Annotated in this window: 21 protein-coding genes; 11 read left to right on the forward strand and 10 right to left on the reverse strand. The window is 61.8% G+C overall.

Features of this window, described 5'->3' with window-relative positions; genetic code table 11:
• Positions 1 to 58: 58 nt before the first annotated feature.
• From AC1MLT_RS08685 to AC1MLT_RS08695, 3 genes are all read left to right on the forward strand, one after another.
• Complete coding sequence (locus AC1MLT_RS08685) at positions 59 to 445, forward strand: Mth938-like domain-containing protein (protein ID WP_296307825.1); 387 nt, start codon at positions 59 to 61, stop codon at positions 443 to 445.
• 139 nt (positions 446 to 584) lie between these two features.
• Positions 585 to 1,061 carry a peroxiredoxin gene (locus AC1MLT_RS08690; RefSeq protein ID WP_296307823.1) on the forward strand — a complete coding sequence of 159 codons (477 nt, stop codon included), beginning with the start codon at positions 585 to 587 and terminating at the stop codon, positions 1,059 to 1,061.
• Positions 1,062 to 1,208: 147 nt separating this feature from the next.
• On the forward strand, positions 1,209 to 3,233 hold the full coding sequence (locus AC1MLT_RS08695) for a PhoH family protein (RefSeq protein ID WP_481031923.1): 2,025 nt from the start codon (positions 1,209 to 1,211) through the stop codon (positions 3,231 to 3,233).
• 111 nt (positions 3,234 to 3,344) lie between these two features.
• On the opposite strand, the gene dnaB is transcribed toward AC1MLT_RS08695, so the two are convergent.
• The 6 genes from dnaB to ppsA all read right to left on the reverse strand — a co-directional run bounded on the left by dnaB (position 3,345) and on the right by ppsA (position 8,956).
• Complete coding sequence (gene dnaB / locus AC1MLT_RS08700) at positions 3,345 to 4,754, reverse strand: replicative DNA helicase (RefSeq protein WP_296307819.1); 1,410 nt, start codon at positions 4,752 to 4,754, stop codon at positions 3,345 to 3,347.
• Between the two features lie 229 nt (positions 4,755 to 4,983).
• Complete coding sequence (gene rplI, locus AC1MLT_RS08705) at positions 4,984 to 5,436, reverse strand: 50S ribosomal protein L9 (protein ID WP_296307817.1); 453 nt, start codon at positions 5,434 to 5,436, stop codon at positions 4,984 to 4,986.
• 13 nt (positions 5,437 to 5,449) lie between these two features.
• Positions 5,450 to 5,731, reverse strand: a complete 282-nt coding sequence (rpsR, locus tag AC1MLT_RS08710; protein ID WP_286546009.1) for a 30S ribosomal protein S18 — start codon at positions 5,729 to 5,731, stop codon at positions 5,450 to 5,452.
• A 21-nt stretch (positions 5,732 to 5,752) separates the two neighbouring features.
• Complete coding sequence (gene priB / locus AC1MLT_RS08715) at positions 5,753 to 6,028, reverse strand: primosomal replication protein N (protein WP_481034949.1); 276 nt, start codon at positions 6,026 to 6,028, stop codon at positions 5,753 to 5,755.
• Between the two features lie 43 nt (positions 6,029 to 6,071).
• Complete coding sequence (rpsF, locus tag AC1MLT_RS08720) at positions 6,072 to 6,452, reverse strand: 30S ribosomal protein S6 (protein ID WP_296307809.1); 381 nt, start codon at positions 6,450 to 6,452, stop codon at positions 6,072 to 6,074.
• 110 nt (positions 6,453 to 6,562) lie between these two features.
• Positions 6,563 to 8,956 (reverse strand): phosphoenolpyruvate synthase, encoded by a 2,394-nt coding sequence (gene ppsA, locus AC1MLT_RS08725; RefSeq protein WP_296307807.1) that lies wholly within the window; start codon positions 8,954 to 8,956, stop codon positions 6,563 to 6,565.
• A gap of 237 nt (positions 8,957 to 9,193) precedes the next feature.
• On the opposite strand from ppsA, the gene ppsR reads away from it, so the two are divergent.
• Positions 9,194 to 10,015 carry a posphoenolpyruvate synthetase regulatory kinase/phosphorylase PpsR gene (gene ppsR / locus AC1MLT_RS08730; protein WP_296307805.1) on the forward strand — a complete coding sequence of 274 codons (822 nt, stop codon included), beginning with the start codon at positions 9,194 to 9,196 and terminating at the stop codon, positions 10,013 to 10,015.
• Positions 10,016 to 10,093: 78 nt separating this feature from the next.
• Here ppsR and ahpF read toward each other — a convergent pair whose 3' ends face one another.
• Positions 10,094 to 11,683 carry an alkyl hydroperoxide reductase subunit F gene (gene ahpF / locus AC1MLT_RS08735; RefSeq protein WP_296307802.1) on the reverse strand — a complete coding sequence of 530 codons (1,590 nt, stop codon included), beginning with the start codon at positions 11,681 to 11,683 and terminating at the stop codon, positions 10,094 to 10,096.
• Between the two features lie 88 nt (positions 11,684 to 11,771).
• Positions 11,772 to 12,335: an alkyl hydroperoxide reductase subunit C gene (gene ahpC, locus AC1MLT_RS08740; protein ID WP_296307800.1), complete on the reverse strand. Its 564-nt coding sequence runs from the start codon at positions 12,333 to 12,335 to the stop codon at positions 11,772 to 11,774.
• A 202-nt stretch (positions 12,336 to 12,537) separates the two neighbouring features.
• Between ahpC and bfr the strand changes: the two genes are divergently transcribed.
• The 6 genes from bfr to hemP all read left to right on the forward strand — a co-directional run bounded on the left by bfr (position 12,538) and on the right by hemP (position 16,119).
• Positions 12,538 to 13,017 carry a bacterioferritin gene (bfr, locus tag AC1MLT_RS08745; RefSeq protein ID WP_296307798.1) on the forward strand — a complete coding sequence of 160 codons (480 nt, stop codon included), beginning with the start codon at positions 12,538 to 12,540 and terminating at the stop codon, positions 13,015 to 13,017.
• 485 nt (positions 13,018 to 13,502) lie between these two features.
• Positions 13,503 to 13,775, forward strand: a complete 273-nt coding sequence (locus AC1MLT_RS08750) for a (2Fe-2S)-binding protein (RefSeq protein ID WP_481031928.1) — start codon at positions 13,503 to 13,505, stop codon at positions 13,773 to 13,775.
• A gap of 103 nt (positions 13,776 to 13,878) precedes the next feature.
• Entirely contained in the window at positions 13,879 to 14,583 is a 705-nt protein-coding gene (locus AC1MLT_RS08755; RefSeq protein ID WP_481034950.1) for an energy transducer TonB, read from the forward strand.
• A gap of 60 nt (positions 14,584 to 14,643) precedes the next feature.
• Positions 14,644 to 15,354, forward strand: coding sequence for a MotA/TolQ/ExbB proton channel family protein (locus AC1MLT_RS08760; RefSeq protein WP_296306103.1), 711 nt, complete (start codon positions 14,644 to 14,646; stop codon positions 15,352 to 15,354).
• Between the two features lie 6 nt (positions 15,355 to 15,360).
• Positions 15,361 to 15,777: an ExbD/TolR family protein gene (locus tag AC1MLT_RS08765; RefSeq protein ID WP_296306102.1), complete on the forward strand. Its 417-nt coding sequence runs from the start codon at positions 15,361 to 15,363 to the stop codon at positions 15,775 to 15,777.
• 123 nt (positions 15,778 to 15,900) lie between these two features.
• Positions 15,901 to 16,119, forward strand: coding sequence for a hemin uptake protein HemP (gene hemP / locus AC1MLT_RS08770; RefSeq protein WP_296306101.1), 219 nt, complete (start codon positions 15,901 to 15,903; stop codon positions 16,117 to 16,119).
• Between the two features lie 263 nt (positions 16,120 to 16,382).
• On the opposite strand, the gene AC1MLT_RS08775 is transcribed toward hemP, so the two are convergent.
• The gene (locus AC1MLT_RS08775) at positions 16,383 to 16,796 is read right to left on the reverse strand and encodes a heme-binding protein (protein ID WP_296306100.1); all 414 of its coding nucleotides are present in this window, start codon (positions 16,794 to 16,796) and stop codon (positions 16,383 to 16,385) included.
• A 176-nt stretch (positions 16,797 to 16,972) separates the two neighbouring features.
• Here AC1MLT_RS08775 and AC1MLT_RS08780 point away from each other — a divergent pair, with 176 nt between their 5' ends.
• Positions 16,973 to 17,674 (forward strand): Bax inhibitor-1/YccA family protein, encoded by a 702-nt coding sequence (locus AC1MLT_RS08780; RefSeq protein ID WP_296306099.1) that lies wholly within the window; start codon positions 16,973 to 16,975, stop codon positions 17,672 to 17,674.
• A 97-nt stretch (positions 17,675 to 17,771) separates the two neighbouring features.
• On the opposite strand, the gene rlmD is transcribed toward AC1MLT_RS08780, so the two are convergent.
• Entirely contained in the window at positions 17,772 to 19,331 is a 1,560-nt protein-coding gene (gene rlmD, locus AC1MLT_RS08785; protein WP_296306098.1) for a 23S rRNA (uracil(1939)-C(5))-methyltransferase RlmD, read from the reverse strand.
• Positions 19,332 to 19,378 lie beyond the last annotated feature (47 nt).

A 19,378-nucleotide genomic window follows, 5' to 3' on the forward strand; every position in this document is an offset into this window, starting at 1 on the left:
CGGGGGCCGCCTGCATAGGGGAAAACCTATAATTTGACCACAGTTCCACCCTGCCCCCATGAAGCTCCAGCCCGACAAATCCGAGGTCCAGACCATCACCGCCTATGGCCCGGGCTGGATCGCGATCAATCACGAACGCCTCGAAACCAGCATGGTCGTCGGCTCCGGCGGCGAACGTTTCGCCTGGGACTGCACGAGCTTCGAGAGCCTCGGCGCCGCGCATTTCGCTCCATTGGCGGCGCTCGACGCGGAGATGGTGATCTTCGGCAGCGGCACTCGGCTGCGCTTCCCGCACCCCTCCTGGCTGCAGCCCCTCATGGCACGCCGCGTGGGGGTCGAAACCATGGATACGGCGGCGGCCTGCCGTACCTACAACATCCTGGCCGCCGAGGGACGGCGCGTGCTGGCGGCCCTTCTGATAGAGCATCCCCCGGGTGGAATCTGAGAACCATTTCGCGTTAAAATCGCAGGCTTGCGACTTGGCGATCCGCCTTCCCGATCCGCCCTCAAAGTGAGCAACGACCAATCCCCCATCGTCACGACGGCGCGGCCCGCGATGGAACCCAACGGAGAAAACAAGTTTCATGGCGATCGTTGTCAACAAACCCATTCCCGAATTCGAATCCACCGCCACCGGCGGCCTGAAGGTTTCGAACACCTCGCATCTCGGGCACGTTCTGGTGATGTACTTCTATCCCAAGGACAACACGCCGGGCTGCACCACCGAGGCCATGCAGTTCCGCGACCGCTACAAGGATTTCGTCAAGGCCGGTGCCACCGTCTTCGGCGTGTCGCGCGACAACATGAAGTCGCATGAGGAGTTCAAGGCCAAGCTCGAACTGCCCTTCGAACTCATCGCCGACACCGAGGAAAAGATGTGTCACATGTTCGGCGTGGTCAAGAACAAGATCATGTATGGCAAGAAGGTCAAGGGCATCGAGCGCAGCACCTTCCTGGTCGGCGCCGACGGCATCCTCAAGGCCGAATGGCGTGGTCTCAAGGTTCCGGGCCACGTGGACGACGTGCTCAAGGCTGTCAAGGCATTGAAGAAACCCGCCTGATCCCACGCCTCACGCGGGCCAAGCGCGATGTGCATAATGAATCTATGCCTTTGAGCGCTTCGACCGCATTCTCCGAACAAAGCCGCGCTGGTTTCCAGGCGGCTTTTTCGCTTTCTGGCCCCTTTCCCTTCGCGAGCAGAACGCCACATGCCCTTGCCTCCCGCACCCACGAAACGCGCAGCCCTTCTTTCACCGGACGTTCTCGAAGCACCCGTGCGTTCCTCCTCCAAGTCCTCGCGCCGCGGCGGCAGCACGCGGATCGGTGACACGGCCCGCGACGATGCGTCGCAGGATCTCGCCTTGCTCGACCGCCCCCAGTCCGGTCGACTCGACCCCGAGAAGACCACCAGTCCCGTCACGACGGCCGTGCCGCGCGCGTTCGGCCATGTGAGTGGCGCCGAGCCGGCGCAGCAGGTCGAGACCCGGCCCCGCCCGATGGCCACGCCGCAAGAGAAGGCGGCGACGGAAGTGGTCTCGTCCGACGTCCCGACCCGTGGTCAGGAAACCGTCGAGTCGCAGGAACGTTCTAGTGCGCGCGGCACGTCCCGCAGACGTGGCAGCCGCACGGTGGTGGCGACGGAAGCGTCGGCGATCCCGACCGACGAACTCGTCGCGCGCGACCCGTCGCCGACCGCTCCGACGCCATCGCCATCGCCATCGGCAATGCCCTCGTCCGTGCCCGCGTCCCCATCGGCGCGCCCACGCGTCGAACGGGTGGCGCAGGAAGGCACGCGCTCGCGACGCACGGCACGCCAGAGCGGCCCGGCCAAGCTCTTCGTGCTCGATACCAATGTGCTCCTGCACGACCCGATGTGCCTGTTCCGCTTCGAGGAGCACGACGTCTTCCTGCCGATGATCGTGCTGGAGGAACTCGACGGCCACAAGAAGGGCACGACCGAGGTCGCACGCAACGGGCGCCAGACCAGCCGCACGCTCGACGCCCTCGCCGGTGCGCAGGGTGCGGACATCGCCAAGGGCCTGAAGCTCGACACGACCGGTCATCGCGAGGCTGGCGGCAAGTTGTTCTTCCAGACCTCTCCGCTGGATTACTCGCTTCCCACCAGCCTGCCCCAGGGCAAGGCCGACAACCAGATCCTGGGCGTGGTGCAGGCCTTGAGCGAGTTGCATGCCGAGGACCGCCCGGGCCATCCGAAGCGCGACGTGGTCCTGGTGTCCAAGGACATCAACATGCGTGTCAAGGCACGGGCCCTGGGCCTGGCGACCGACGACTACCAGAACGACAAGACGCTCGAGGACGGTGATCTGCTCTATGCCGGTTCACTCGCACTGCCTGCGGACTTCTGGACGAGGCAGAGCAAGACGGTGGAGAGCTGGCAGAGCGGCAGCAGCACGTTCTACCGCATCAGCGGACCGATCGTGCCGAGCCTGCACATCAACCAGTTCGTCTTCTTCGAGGCGCCGGGCGAACCGAGCATGTATGCGCGCGTGACCGAGATCCGCGACAAGACCGCGGTGCTCAAGACGCTCAAGGACTATGGTTCGGCAAAGAACGCCGTCTGGGGTGTTGCGACCAAGAACCGGGAGCAGAACTTCGCCATGAACGTGCTGATGGACCCGGACATCGATTTCGTCACCCTCGCCGGCACGGCCGGCACCGGCAAGACGCTGATGGCACTGGCCTCCGGCCTCACCCAGGTGCTCGACGATCGGCGCTACACCGAGATCATCATGACGCGCGCGACCGTGAGCGTGGGAGAGGACATCGGCTTCCTGCCAGGCACCGAGGAAGAGAAGATGGGTCCCTGGATGGGCGCGCTCGACGACAACCTCGAGTTCCTCGCCAAGGGCGACGGAGGCGGCGCCGGCGAATGGGGACGCGCCGCCACCAACGAGCTGATCCGCAGCCGCATCAAGATCAAGAGCATGAATTTCATGCGCGGACGCACTTTCCTCAACAAGTACGTGATCATCGACGAGGCCCAGAACCTCACGCCCAAGCAGATGAAGACCCTCATCACGCGCGCAGGGCCCGGCACCAAGATCATCTGCATGGGCAACCTCGCGCAGATCGACACACCCTATCTGACCGAGGGTTCGTCGGGTCTCACCTTCGCCGTCGACAAGTTCAAGGGTTGGCCCCACAGCGGGCACATCACGCTCGCGCGGGGTGAACGGTCACGACTGGCCGACTTCGCCAGCGAAGTGCTGTAGCCGCCGTCGTCCCGTGGTCCGGATCCGTTCCGGACCGAAGCCCGCGTGCCCCTGGCATCGCGGGCTTTTTTTATCGTCGACGCGCCGAGCGATCCTCAGCCTCCGTGGCGATCAGTACTCGCTGCCATAGCTGCCACTCGCCAGGCTCTCGAACTTGGTGATGGGCTTCAGGAAGGCGAGCTTGACCGTCCCGGTGGGGCCGTTGCGCTGCTTGCTGATGATGACTTCCGCGACGCCGGGCTCCTTGGAGTCCTTGTTGTAGTAGTCGTCGCGATAGATGAACATGATCACGTCGGCATCCTGCTCGATGGCGCCGGATTCCCGCAGATCGCTCATCATGGGGCGCTTGTCGGTGCGGCTCTCGACGCCCCGGCTGAGCTGCGACAGCGCGATCACCGGACATTTCAGTTCCTTCGCCAGCATCTTGAGCCCGCGCGAGATCTCGCCCACCGCCGTGGCGCGGTTCTCGTCGTTCATGCTGGTCGACACGCTCATGAGTTGAAGGTAGTCGACCACGATCAGTCCGAGTTGCCCGCAGGTGCGCGACAGACGCCGGGCGTTGGCGCGCAGTTCGCTGGTCGTCAGGCCAGGCGTCTCGTCGATGTGGAGCGAGATGTTGCGCAGTTTCTCGATCGCCTCGGTCAGACGCGGCCACTCCTCGTCGGTCAGCTTGCCGGTACGCAGATGGGTCTGGTCGATGCGCCCGATCGAACCGACGATCCGCACCGCGAGCTGAGAGGCTCCCATTTCCATCGAGAACACGGCCACCGGCAGCCCCTCGTTGAGGGCCACGTGCTCGGCGATGTTGATGGCCAGCGCGGTCTTGCCCATCGACGGGCGTGCCGCCAGCACCACCATGTCTCCAGCCTGGAAGCCCGAGGTCATGCGGTCGAGATCGATGAAACCCGTCGGCACGCCGGTGATGTCGTTGGGGTTGTCCGCCATCTCGGTGACACGGTCGAGCAGATCGACGACCAGGGAATCCATGCCCTGGAAACCCTGCTTCATCCGCGAGCCTTCCTCGCCGATGTTGAAGATCTTCTGCTCGGCCTCGTCGAGAATCTTGTCGACCGCCTTGCCCTGCGTGTTGAAGGCATTGGTGGCGATCTCGTCGGCCGCCGAGACCAGCTTGCGCAGGATCGAGCGCTCACGCACGATCTCCGCATAGCGCCGGATGTTGCTGGCACTCGGCACATACTGGGCGAGCGAATTCAGGTAGATCAGTCCACCGGTCTCGTCCGCCTTGCCAAGGTTCTTCAACTGCTCGAAGACGGTGATCACGTCGGCCGGTTTCGATGCGTTGATCAGTGTGCCGATGGCCGCATAGATCAACTTGTGCTCGAAACGATAGAAGTCGCCATCGACCAGCAGATCGCCCATGCGGTCCCAAGCGCCGTTGTCGAGCAGCAGCCCGCCCAGGACGCTCGACTCGGCCTCGATCGAATGCGGCGGAATGCGAAGCTGGGCGACCTGGCGATCGTTCGATGAATCGTTCTCGGCGTGGGAAAAGACAGCGGACATGTAATCTCAGGTGGGAAACGGTGGTCGATGCTACGGCCCGCATGCGCCAGCGTCACGGGATAACTTTGTGGATAAACGGTGGCTATGCGGTGCAAAGCAGGGGATAAGCCTTCGAGGCAGCACCAAAGACAAAGCCGCCCGAAGGCGGCTTTCAGAGGAGGAAGAAGGAGAAATGGCGCTCCGGATCCTCAGGATTCGACGCTGTTGGAAAACAACGTCGAATCGAGCATCAGGCGGTTTCGCCGTAGACCGTCACGGTGATGTCCACCACCACGTCGGTATGCAGGGACACGCTGACCGTGCTGTCGCCTGTGGTCTTGATCGGGCCATTGGGCAGACGGATCTGCGACTTCACGACCTTGTAGCCCTGCTTGTTGAGCTCGTCGGCCACATCGTGATTGGTGACGGAACCGAACAGACGACCGTCGACGCCGGCCTTCTGCGTGATCTTGATGCTCGTGCCAGCGAGCTTTTCGCCCTGGGCTTGCGAATCGGCCAGCTTGGCGGCGGCAGCCTTCTCGAGCTCGACGCGCTTGGCTTCGAATTCGGCCTTGTTGGCTTCGGTCGCACGGCGTGCGCGGCCCGACGGAATCAGGAAATTGCGTGCGTAGCCGTCCTTGACCTTGACGATCTCGCCGAGCGAGCCGAGGTTGACGACCTTGTCCAAAAGAATGACTTGCATGATGGTCCTTTCCTTAGACGCGATGCTGATCGCTGTACGGCACCATCGCGAGGAAGCGTGCACGCTTGATCGCGGTGTTGAGCTGGCGTTGATAGATCGCACGCGTGCCGGTCAGACGCGCGGGAATGATCTTGCCGTTCTCACCGATGAAGTCGCGCAGGGTGTCGATGTCCTTGTAGTCGATTTCCTCGACGCCGGCGACGGTGAAACGGCAGAAGCGCTTGCGCTTGAACAGCAGCGACTGGGTGTTGCGCTTCGGGCGCTTGTCTTTGTTGAATTTCTTGAACGTGGCCATTGCTGGACCTCTCTTCGAAAATTAATCTTGCTGAAAATCCTGGATATGGAGCACGGGATGCTTGGCATTGCCCGGGGTCGCGAGGAACCCGCGGAATCGCCAATGACTGCCCATGGTCTGCCCTGCAAGCCTTTCCGCCACAGCGCCAAAAGCGATGGCTTTCAAGACGGCTTTCACCTGGCGGGACTTTCCCGCTTCATCGAGGGTCGAGGCATGCTCGAGTCTGAGATCGATGGCCGGCAAACCGGCAGGCGTGAAGCGCAAGGCACCAAGCTCGATGACGGAGGCGGTCAGCATCAGCTGATTGATCGCCACGGGCGTCACCGCGCCTGTCACATCATCAATTGCTGTTGTTGGCAGCGGCGTACTCGGCCTGCTGAGCCTTGCGGGCTTCCTCGCGCTCGACCGTCTTCATCATCGACGACGGTCCGGTATCGGCCTTCTTCTTGACGACGGTGAGATGGCGCAGGACGGCATCGTTGAACTTGAAGGCATGCTCCAGTTCGGCCATCACGGCCTGCTCGGCCTCGATATTGACGCACAGGTAGTGAGCCTTGCTGAGCTTGTTGATCTGGTAGGCCAGCTGACGACGGCCCCAGTCTTCCACCCGATGGACCTTGCCACCGCCAGCCGTGATCAGGCCCTTGTAACGTTCCAGCATGGCCGGAACCTGCTCGCTCTGATCCGGATGGATCAGCAAAATGATTTCGTAGTGACGCATTGGCGCTCCTTGTGGGTCTTCCGCAGAAGGGTTAAAGCCACCCGCAGCGTCGGGCGCGGTGTGGCAAGGCAAAGCCGACGATTATAGCGCGTCGGCGCCGCTCCCGGCACTCAGCGTTTCGCGAGTTGCTGCCAGGTGTCGATCACGCTGTCCGGGTTCAGGGAGATCGATTCGATGCCCTGGTCGGCCAGCCACAACGCGAAGTCGGGGTGGTCGCTCGGACCCTGACCGCAGATGCCGACATACTTGCCCTTCGACTTGCATGCCTTGATCGCACGGCTGAGCATGGCCTTCACGGCCGGATCGCGCTCGTCGAAGTCGGCGGCCAGCAGTTCGAGGCCGGAGTCTCGATCGAGTCCTAGTGTCAGCTGCGTCAGGTCGTTCGATCCGATCGAGAAGCCATCGAAGAACTCCAGGAACTCGTCGGCAAGGATGGCGTTGCTCGGCACCTCGCACATCATGATGATCTTGAGTTCGTTCTCGCCCCGCTGGAGACCCTGATCGGCCAGCAGTCCGGTGACGCGTTCGGCCTGCTTCAGGGTGCGCACGAAGGGCACCATGATCTGCACGTTGGTCAGGCCCATGTCGTTGCGCACGCGCTTGAGTGCCTCGCACTCCATCAGGAATGCTTCGCGGAATTCCTCGCTCACATACCGCGCGGCGCCGCGGAAACCGAGCATCGGGTTTTCCTCTTCCGGCTCGTAGCGGCTGCCACCGATCAGCTTGCGATATTCGTTGGACTTGAAGTCCGACAGGCGAACGATGACCGGCTTCGGCCAGAAGGCCGCAGCGATGGTGGCGATCCCTTCGGCCACCTTGTCGACATAGAAGGCGCGCGGTGACGCATGGCCGCGTGCAACGGATTCGACCGCTTTCTTCAGGTCGGCGTCGACGTTCGGATAGTCGAGGATGGCCTTCGGATGCACGCCGATGTTGTTGTTGATGATGAATTCGAGTCGCGCCAGACCGACACCGTGGTTGGGCAGCTGTGCGAAATCGAAGGCCAGCTGCGGATTGCCGACGTTCATCATGATCTTCAGATCGATCGGCGCCATCTCGCCGCGCTGTACCTCGGTCACTTCGGTCTCGAGCAGGCCGTCGTAGATGTAGCCCGTATCGCCCTCGGCGCAGCTCACGGTGACGAGCGTGCCTTCCTTGAGCAGATCGGTGGCATCGCCGCAGCCCACCACGGCCGGGATGCCGAGTTCGCGCGCGATGATGGCGGCATGGCAGGTGCGTCCGCCACGGTTCGTCACGATGGCACTGGCCCGCTTCATGACCGGCTCCCAGTTCGGGTCGGTCATGTCGGTGACCAGCACGTCGCCGGCCTGCACCTTGTCCATTTCACTGATGTTGTAGACCAGACGCACAGGCCCGGTTCCGATCTTCTGGCCGATCGCGCGGCCCTCGGCCAGCACAGCGCCGCGCCCGAGCAGCTTGTAGCGTTGTTCGGGCTTGCCCTGCTGCTGACTCTTCACCGTCTCGGGACGCGCCTGCAGGATGTAGAGTTGGCCATCGGTGCCATCCTTGCCCCACTCGATATCCATTGGACGGCCGTAATGTTCCTCGATGACCAACGCGTACTTCGCGAGTTGTTCGACATCCGCATCGGAAAGCGAATAGCGATTGCGCAGCTCGGACTTGACGTCGGTGGTCTTGACGAGCTTGCCGGTGGCAGCCTTCTCCTCGGGCGTCGCGAACTCCATCTGGATCAGCTTGGAACCCAGGTTCCGACGGATGACCGCCCGATTGCCGGCCTTGAGCATCTGCTTGTGGACATAGAACTCGTCGGGATTGACGGCACCCTGCACCACCGTCTCGCCCAGACCGTAGCTGGAGGTGATGAAGACCACATCCTCGAAACCCGATTCGGTATCGATGGTGAACATGACGCCGGCGGCTCCCAGATCCGAGCGCACCATGCGCTGCACACCTGCCGAGAGAGCCACGACGTCATGCGCGAATCCCTTGTGGACGCGGTAGCTGATCGCGCGGTCGTTGTAGAGCGAAGCGAACACTTCCTTCATCTTGTGCAGGACGTCCTCGATGCCCACGACGTTCAGGAAGGTCTCCTGCTGGCCGGCGAAAGAGGCATCGGGCAGGTCTTCGGCAGTGGCCGACGAGCGCACGGCAAAAGACGCCGCCGGGTTGCCGGCGCTCAGCGTGGCGAATGCATCGCCGATGGCTTTTTGCAGGTCGTCGGGAAATGGCTGGGCCTCGACCATGCCCCGGATCTCGGCGCCGGCGATGGCCAACGCACGTACGTCCTCTGTATCCAGCGAGGCCAGACGCTTGCTGATGCGATCGGCCAGGCCGTCATGGGCCAGGAACTGCCGGAACGCATGTGCCGTGGTGGCGAAACCCGTTGGCACACGCACGCCTTGGGGCAGTTGGGAAATCATCTCGCCGAGGCTGGCATTCTTGCCACCGACCGACTCGACGTCGGTCATCCTCAGGTTTTCAAACGGTACGACCAGGGCGGTCGCTTCGAAAAGTGCAGACATGGGAAAGCTCCAGAAGTTGAAAACGGTAATCCATGCCGGACGCACTGCACGATCGTTGTGGTTGTTGGGGGTGCGGGAACGGCAGACATGGAGGAACAGGGATCGTCAGGACTGTTTGCATCCGGTCGGGCATGGGACCAGCTTCGGAAAAACTGACCAGGCCGGACCAAATCCTGATAATGCTTTCGATTGTAGGCGCGACACACTCGAAGGCGCTGGAAGGCAAGGCTGCTGAATATGACAACTCGTTCCGTTTTCTTCGTCTCGGATGGCACCGGCATCACGGCCGAGACCTTCGGCAATGCCGTTCTGGCGCAGTTCGAATTCAAGCCGCGTCACATCCGGCTGCCTTTCACCGATACCGTCGACAAGGCGCATCAGGCGGTCCGGCAGATCAACCACACGGCGGAGATCGAAGGGCAGCGGCCGATCGTCTTCACCACCTTGGCCAACATGGAGGTGCTCGAAGTCATCGAAACCGGCTGCAAGGGCATGCTGCTGGACATGTTCGGTACTTTCGTGCGGCCGCTGGAGATCGAACTGGCCATGAAGTCGAACCATCGCATCGGCCGCTTCAGCGACGTCAGCAAGAGCAAGGAGTACAACGACCGCATCGCCGCGATCGACTTCAGCCTGCAGCATGACGACGGCCAGAGCAATCGTGACCTGCAGGGTGCCGATGTGATCCTGGTGGGAGTCAGTCGCAGCGGCAAGACGCCCACGTCTCTCTATCTGGCCATGCAGCATGGACTCAAGGCCGCCAACTATCCTCTGATCCCCGAGGATTTCGACCGTCGGCAACTGCCCCCTGCCCTGTTGCCTCATCGCAAGAAGATGTTCGGGTTGACGATCCAGCCCGAGCGATTGAGCGAAATACGCAATGAACGCCGACCCAACTCGCGCTATGCGAGCATCGAGAACTGCCGTCACGAGGTCAGCGAGGCCGAAGCCATGATGCGACGCGCCGGCGTGCGTTGGTTGAGCACCACCACCAAATCGATCGAGGAGATCGCCACAACCATCCTGCAGGAACTGCAACCGCAGCGCCTCACCTACTGAATGAAGAAAGCCACGACCAAGGCCTGAGGCCCTGGTCGTGGCTCGATGTCGAAGCCCGGCAGGACCGGCTTCCCAGACTCAGGCGACGGCTGCTTCTTCCCTGGCCTGCGGTGCCGGCACCGGCGTCCGGATCAGGTGGTCGAAGGCGCTCAACGCGGCCTTGGCACCATCGCCCGCCGCGATGATGATCTGCTTGAAGGGCACCGTCGTCGCATCGCCAGCGGCGAACACGCCGGGCACCGAGGTCTGCCCCTTGGCATCGACCAGAATCTCACCGTGCTTGGACAATTCGAGCGTGCCCTTGAGCCAGTCCGTGTTGGGCACGAGACCGATCTGCACGAAGACACCCTCCAACGCCACCGTGCGCACTTCGCCCGACACGCGATCCTTGTAGACCAGGCCGTCGACCTTCTGGCCGTCGCCGGTGATCTCGGTCGTCTGCGCGTTCAGATGCACCGTCACGTTGGACAGGCTGTTGAGCTTGCGCTGGAGCACGGCGTCGGCGCGTAGCTGCTGGTCGAATTCGATCAGGGTCACGTGTCCCACGATGCCGGCGAGATCGATCGCCGCCTCGACACCCGAATTGCCGCCGCCGATCACCGCCACGCGCTTGCCCTTGAACAGCGGGCCATCACAATGCGGGCAGTAAGCGACCCCCTTGTTCTTGTACTCCTGTTCGCCGGGCACATTGACGGTACGCCAGCGCGCACCGGTGGAGATGATGACCGTCCGGCTCTTCAGGGAGGCACCGCTCTCCAACTTGATCTCGATGTGATCGTCGCCGGGCACCAAGGCGGCAGCGCGCTGCAGATTCATGATGTCCACGTCGTAGTGGCGGACGTGCTCCTCCAGCGCATGGGCGAACTTCGGCCCTTCGGTTTCCTTGATGGAAATGAAATTCTCGATGCCCAAGGTGTCCAGCACTTGGCCGCCGAAACGCTCCGATGCCACGCCGGTGCGGATGCCCTTGCGCGCCGCGTAGACCGCAGCTGCCGCGCCAGCAGGTCCGCCGCCGACGATCAACACTTCGAACGGAGCCTTGGCGCTGATCTTCTTCGCTTCGCGTTCGACGCCGCTGGTATCGATCTTGGCGAGGATCTCCTCCAGCGTCATGCGACCCTGGCCGAACTCCGTGCCGTTGAGGAACACGGTGGGAACCGCCATGATCTGGCGTTCCTTGATCTCGTCCTGGAAGGTGCCACCCTCGATCATCGTCGCGCGGATGCGGGGGTTCTGCACCGCCATCACATTGAGTGCCTGCACCACATCAGGACAGTTGTGGCAGGTCAACGAAACGTAGATCTCGAAGTCGAAATCACCGTCGAGCGCGCGGATCTGCTCGAGCACGGCTGCATCGACCTTGGGTGGATAGCCGCCCACCTGAAGCAGTGCGAGCACCAGCGACGTGAATTCATGACCCATCGGCAGGCCGGCAAAACGCGGGCCGTGGTTCTCGCTGGGCCGATTGATGGAAAACGAAGGCTTGCGCTGCGTGTCGTCCCGACTCTCCGTCAGCTTGACCAGCGTCGAGGCTTGCGCAATGTCCGCCAGCAACGAACGGACATCGGCCGACGCCTTGCTGTCGTCGAGCGAAGCAACGATCTCGATGGGCTGCGAGATGCGTTCGAGATAGCTTTTCAGCTGGGCTTGGGTGGCGGCGTCGAGCATGGACGAACTCACTTCCTGGAAGAATGAATGCGGGGGGAATGAAAAAGCCCGGGAGCCAACGCACCCGGGCTTGGGAGTCGGAGCGTGCTTAGATCTTGCCGACCAGGTCGAACGAGGGCTTGAGCGTCTCGGCGCCTTCCGTCCACTTGGCAGGGCAGACTTCACCCGGATGAGCAGCGACGTACTGGGCAGCCTTGACTTTGCGCAGCAGATCGGTGGCATCGCGACCGATGCCCTCGGCCGTGATCTCGAGAGCCTGGATCACGCCTTGCGGATCGACGATGAACGTGCCGCGATCGGCCAGACCCTCTGCTTCGCGCATGACTTCGAAGTTGCGGGTGATGTTGCCGGTCGGGTCACCGATCATCGTGTACTGGATCTTGCCGATGGTTTCCGACGAGTCGTGCCACGCCTTGTGGGTGAAGTGCGTATCAGTCGACACCGAATAGATTTCGACGCCAAGCTTCTGGAATTCAGCGTAATGGTCGGCCACGTCGCCCAGCTCGGTCGGGCAGACGAAGGTGAAGTCGGCCGGATAGAAAAAGAACACGGCCCACTTGTTCTTGACGTCCGTGTCGGACACCTCGATGAACTTGCCGTTCTTGTAGGCACTGGCTTTGAAAGGCTTGATGGCGGTATTGATGACAGACATTCAGATGATCCAATGAGTTGATGAAGTGACGATGAAGTCGATTGTACATATCGTTTACCCTGAATCAATAGAATAAAACTATCTACCAGATGCGAACGCCTATCGCCCTTACACGCATGCAGACCGCTGACAAGAGGGCTTGGCTTGCTCCTGGATGAGCGGCCACACACAATCAAGGAATTCAGAAAAGCAAGGAAGAATCATGAAGGGCGACCCCCAAGTCATCGAACATCTGCAGGCCCAGCTCAAGAACGAGTTGACTGCCATCAATCAGTACTTCCTGCACTATCGGATGCTCAAGCACTGGGGCTTTGACAAGCTGGCCAAGAAGGAATATGCCGAATCCATCGGTGAAATGAAGCACGCCGACTGGTTGATGGACCGGATCTTCATGCTCGATGGTCTGCCGAACCTTCAGGATCTGGGCAAGCTGAGCGTGGGTGAAGACGTCCCGGAGATTCTGTCCTGTGATCTCGGCCTCGAATATGGCGCTCAGGCGACCATCAAGGCTGGCATGGCCCACTGCGAGGCTGTGCGCGACTATGTTTCCCGGGATCTGCTCCAGAAGATCCTGGACGATACCGAGGAGCACATCGACTTCCTCGAAACGCAGATCGATCTTCTCGGCAAGGTTGGCCTCCAGAACTATCTCCAGTCGCAGATGGGCGAGATCGAGGCCTGAGGTCTCGAACCGGTCGGACACGTGCGGCCGACGGAAGCAAGGGCGAACCCTGGAAGTCGCCAAGCTCGCACGATCTCCCGCCCTGCAACCTGCAGGCTCGGGACATCGAAGAGTTCGTCGATTCCAGCGCGAAGCGCACGAATGCTCTTGCATGAAACCGTGATTCGATCGGATGCCGGTCGACCAAGCCGCATGCTCGATCGCCTGAGCTCATGCGCAGCTGGTCGCTGGAGGAAACTGGGTTCGGGTTCGGCCACGGAATATTCTTGAGGAACTCCGGGTCCAGGCCCATGCGCTCCTTGCAACATTCGCTCTGCATCATGTGGGTGGAAATCGTGAACGACGGGGCTTCGGCCCCGTTTCTTCGTCTGGATTGTCGACAAGACCGGGTGAAAGTCCCACATGGCCAATAGATATTGCAAATGCGAAGAATTCGTATTTATAATCGGGTTTTGACAACCAGCCAGCCAAAGCTTTCACACGCCATGATCGTCTGCGTTTGCCGCCGTGTATCAGACCGAGAGATCGCCCGCCATGCACGCGCCGGCATGAGCTTCGATGAAGTGCAGTTCGAGCTCGGTGTGGCAACGCAATGCGGCCGATGCGAATCGTGTGCACGTGACGTGGTCGCCCAGTGCAACGCCCTCCATCCGACGGCAGCCATTCATCGTGAAACCGGAGTGAAGTCCATCCAGCTCGCCACGTCCATTCAGGAGAGCAAGGCATGGAAATCATCTGGGCATTCACTGGCAGCCTGATTCTGGTCATCGTCTCGACATGGTGGATCTTTCGTAAGTAATCCGCGGTCTGTGCTATCAGGAGGTGCGTTGCTTACGACGCATCCCGTTCTCTTATTGGTGAATCGTGTCCGACCGCTTCTCTCGTCCCGCTCCCACGACCTTCGGCCTGTCGCGCACGGCGGTCATCACCGGTGGCGTGGTCCTGTTCCACGTCGCCGCGCTTTGGGCGCTGCAGAGCGGCCTGATCCGCAAGGCGGCCGAGGTGGTGATCCCGGTCACGCTGCTGAGCGAGTTCGTCGAGCCACCCCGCCCCCGGGATCCGCCACCGCCGCCCCCGCCCCCACCGCCGCCCGCGCCGCGACCCCAGATCACCAAGGCACCGCCGCCGCCTCGACCGGTGGCCGTGCGCACGCCCGCGCCTGCGCCCACTGCCCCCGTCGGCGTCGTCGAGCCACAGCCACCCGCGCCGCCACTCGCGCCGCCGGCACCTCCTGCTCCACCAGTGCCCCCCGCACCGCCGCCAGCCCCGCCTGCACCGCCAGCCGTCACGCTGCCTTCGTCCAACGCCGACTACCTCAACAACCCCAAGCCGGTCTACCCGGCCATGAGCCGGCGGCTCAACGAACAGGGCAAGACCGTCGTGCGTGTGCTCATCGGCGTCGATGGCCTGCCTCGTAGTGCCACCATCCACCAGTCCAGTGGCTATGAACGCCTCGACGAGGCCGCACGCAACGCCGTCATGAGCTGGCGCTACGTGCCGGGCAAGCGCAATGGCGTGGTCGAGCCCATGGAGTTCAACGTGCCGGTGAATTGGGTGCTCAATTGATTCCTGTCCCGCCTTCCTGCTTCCCGCCGCTTTTTCCTGTCTTCTTTGGAGCCTAGTCCTATGGAATCTCAATTTGGTCTGATGAACGTATGGAGTCAGGGTGACTTCGTCACCAAGTTCGTCGCCGTGCTGCTCATGGGCATGTCACTCGCGAGCTGGATCGTCATCATCCTGAAGGCGTTCGACGTCATCCGCTACAAGCGCTTGGCGCGCCACTCGCAAGACTTCTGGCACAGTGAGGACTTCGCCACCGCCCTCAACAAGCTCGGCCCGGACGAGACCAACCCCTTTCGAGCCCTCGCCCTGGAGGGCCGCGAGGCCGCTGCTCACCACCGCAACACCAAGGCCCACCTGCACGACTCGCTCGACGTGAGCGACTGGATCACGCGCTCGCTGCGCAACGGAATCGACGAATTCACCGCCCGGCTTCAGGCCGGCTTGGCCATCCTGGCCTCGGTGGGCTCGACCGCGCCCTTCATCGGCCTGTTCGGCACGGTCTGGGGCATCTACCACGCCCTCATGAGCATCGGCTCGGCCGGCCAGGCCACCATCGACAAGGTCGCCGGTCCCATTGGCGAGGCCCTGATCATGACCGCCCTGGGTCTGGCCGTGGCCATCCCGGCGGTGCTGGGCTACAACGCGCTGGTGCGTGGCAACAAGTTCGTCCTGACCAAGCTCAACAGCTTCGCCCACGACCTGCACGCCTACCTGCTCACCGGAGCGCGCGTGCAGTCCACTGATGCGACCGTCGTCGCACTCAAGAAGGGCTGACGCGCCATGGCCTTCGGAACCCAGGACGAAGCCGACGAGGTGATGAACGAAATCAACATGACGCCGTTGGTCGATGTCATGCTGGTGCTGCTGATCATCTTCATCATCACCGTGCCGGTGATGAAGCACGCCGTGAACATCGAGCTGCCCCAAGCCACCAGCGAGCCCGAGCGTGCCCAGCCGCAGAACATCCTCTTCACCGTGGCTGCCGACGGCAGCTACTACTGGAACGAGAACAGGATCGAGGACAGCGCCCTGGCCCCTCTGCTCGCCGAACAGGCTGCCAAGGACCCCCAGCCAGAGCTCCACATCCGCGGTGACAAGGCCGTGCGCTACGAGCGCGTCGCCCAGGCCATGTCGGCCGCGCGTCGAGCCGGCGTGCGCAAGATCGGCTTCATCACCGAGCCTGATGCGTCCAACTGAGTACGGTCGAGACTGCCGTTGACAGACAAGCCATCGGCAGCCTGCCATCGACCCCTAGAAAAACATTGACTTCTGATTGAGAATAATTATCATTAAGATAACAACTCTTGAAGGAGCCCACCTATGCAAGCCGCCTACGACAACACTTTTCCAGCTCTGAAGCATTCGTCCGTGGATCAGACGGCCGGCGGCGGCGCTGCATCTGCCAAGGTTCAGGGTCGAGACATCTCGATCGAGAGCACGGACCTGCTACGTGGCAGCAAGACGCTCGAGATCCGGCACAACGGCTCTCTCTACCTCCTTCGAACCACCAAACTCAACAAGCTGATCCTTACCAAGTGAGGCGTCGACTTCTCGTCTTGCGCAAGTTTCATCGTGGGGCGACTCCAGGAGATTCATCTCCGAGGGTCGTTTTTTGCTAGCCACCGGTTCTGTACCGACCAGCCAAGCTTTTTTCTCCCCCCACCCTCTTCTGCAAGACATGTCTTGAATGAAAAACGCCGGATGGCTTCAATGCCATCCGGCGTTTTTTTCATTCTCATGGACGCCATCGATAGTGGTTTGCCGAACGCCTTTGGAACGTTCGCAGCGCCGATCGGAGCCTTCTAGGATTCAAAACCCAAAGCCAGAATACCCGCCTTGGCGACCTGCGCGTCTTCCGAAGCCTTGACACCGCTGACGCCCACGGCGCCGATCACATGACCATCCTTGATGATGGGAACACCGCCTTCAAGGAGGCCACTCACTGCCGGTGCCGAGAGAAATGCGGTTCGGCCTCCGTTGATCATGTCTTCGTAGCCCTTGGTCTCCCGACGGCCTAGGGCGGCAGCATGTGCTTTTGCAGGCGCGATGTGCGCGGAGATCGCGGCAGCTCCATCCAGCCGCTGAAGCCACAACAGGTTGCCGCCGTCGTCGACGATCGCGATCGTCACGGCCCATTGGTGCTTGAGAGCCTCCGCCTCGGCTGCTTGGGCGACGAGCCTGGCATCGGCCAGTTCAAGAAAGGACTTGGTTTTCATGGTGTAGAAAATCGCAGTATTGATGAAAGACGGCCGAGCATACCGCCGGCCCGACCGTGTCCACTGCACGTGGCCGAGCCATACGGCCGTCTTGCCAAAGCCTCTGGCTGGTCGATCACCCGAAGTCCTAGAATGATCCGGTTGACCACGATGGTCGTATTTTCAGGAGTCCACTCATGAACGATCGCCTCACCACGCCAGACCTCGTTGCAGGTCAAGGAAGCACGCTCCTGGGGGAGCAGCGCCATCGGGTTCTACGCAACACCTACTGGTTGCTGGCCTTGAGCATGCTGCCGACCGTCCTGGGTGCCTGGATCGGCATCCAGACAGGCATCACCCGCTCGCTCACGGGAGGCCTGGGACTCATGGTCTTCATGGCAGGCGCCTTCGGTTTCATGTTCGCCATCGAGAAGACCAAGAATTCCGCCACGGGCGTACCCGTGCTGCTCGCGTTCACCTTTTTCATGGGTCTGATGCTGTCCCGCCTGATCGCCATGGTGCTGGGCTTCAAAAATGGTTCGGAACTCATCATGATGGCCTTCGGCGGCACGGCTGGAGTGTTTTTCGTCATGGCGTCTCTGGCCAGCATCATCAAGCGCGACCTTTCGGGCCTGGGCAAATGGCTCTTCGTCGGGGCGCTGGTACTGATGGCGGGAGCCATCATCAATGTCTTCGTGGCCTCCACGGCGGGAGTCATGATGATCTCGGTGCTGGCGATCGGCATCTTCTCCGCCTTCATGCTCTATGACCTGAAGCGCATTCTCGATGGTGGCGAGACCAACTACATCAGCGCGACGCTGGCGCTCTATCTCGATCTCTTCAATGTCTTCCAGAGTCTGCTGGCATTGCTTGGGATTGCCGGCGGCGAACGCGATTGATGCATGGCCGCGCGGCCGCTCATGCGAGCGCCGCCGCTCGAAGCATCGACAAGACATCGCACGGCATGTTGGTTGCCCGCTCCGGTTCACCAAACCTTCAGACGAGAGCGGGAAGTCCTTCTCGCACTGAGTCGACAGGCAGTTCGACCTCCGACACCAGATCGAAGACGGCGATCGATTCGACGTGCGCCGTATGAGGAAACATGTTCACGACTCCGGCAAACGTGCATCGATAGCCTGCTTGATGGACCAGCAGGCCCGCATCGCGTGCGAGGGTCGACGGATTGCAACTGACGTAGACGATGCGTTTTGGTGCTGTCCAGATCTCCATGGACGGTTCGGCGACGGACGCTTCGATACCGGACTGGAGTTTTTGCTGATGCAGATCGGCCAACGCCTTGACCAGGGCGAAGGCGCCCTCGCGAGGAGGATCGACCAGCCACTTGTCGGCCTTGCCGTCGGCGACCAGCATGTCGGAGGTCATATCGAACAGGTTGCGCATTGCGAAGCTCACCGGTGCCAGGGCATCGCGGTTCGAACGACCTGACCGCATGGCAGGTCGGTTGCGGGCGTAGTTCTGCGTTGCGCGTGCAACCAGCATGTCGCTGCCTTCGATGCCCATCACTTCCCGTGCGCGCGATGCCAGCGGCAAGGTGAAATTCCCCAGGCCGCAGAACCAGTCGATGACGCGCTCATGCGGTTTCACGTCGAGCAAACGCAACGCACGGCTCACCAGCACGCGATTGATGTGAGGATTGACCTGGGTGAAATCCGTCGGCTTGAACGGCATGGTGATGCCGAACTCCGGCAGCTCATAGACCAGCGGCATCGAGTCCTCGTCGAGCAGCTTGACTGTCTCCGGGCCCTTGGCTTGCAGCCACCACTGCACGCCTTCGTGACGCGCTGCGAAATCGCGCAGACGTCGGACATCGGCCGTCGACAGGGGTGCCAAGTGGCGCAGTACCAGGGCGATGCTTCCGAGTCGTGCCGACGCATGCGAACCCGTATCCGTTTCCGAGGGCGCATCACCACATGCCAATTCGATCTGGGGGCAGGTATCGCGTGCGTCGAGCGAGCCGATCAGCTCACGCAACGGCATCAACATGGCACTGACGGCTTGCGGCAGTACCGGGCAGACCTGCATGTCCGCGAGATAGCGGCTCTTGCGTTCATGGAAGCCGATCAGCACCGTCCCCTTCTTGGCCACGTAACGCATCGACAGGCGCGCGCGATAGCGATAGTGCCAGGCCGGTCCCTCGAGCGGACGCAGCAAAGTCGAAGCACGTACCTTGCCGAGATGCCAGAGGTTGTCCTCGAGTACCCGCTGTTTGACGGCCACCTGGGCGGTGGCGTCCAGGTGCTGCATCTTGCAGCCGCCGCAGGCACCAGGATGCAGACCGAAATGAGGGCAGCCGGGCTGGACGCGCTGGGAGGACTCGCGCCGGATCGTTCGGACGGTGCCCTGCTCCCAGTTGTTCTTGCCACGATTCACATCGATCTGCACCTCTTCGAACGGAAGTGCGCCCTCGATGAATACCACCATGCCATCGGGCTTGTGCGCCACGCCTTGCGCCTCGAGATCGAGCGACTCGACCTCGAGCCATTCGTCGAAGGACGCGGGTGGCGCGCTTTTTCTGCTTCTCTTGGAATCCGTCATGACCGATGTATTTCTTGACCGGCGCTCAGGCCGGTCTCGGAGAGACC

This window comes from Variovorax sp. PEI5 (assembly GCF_056679935.1).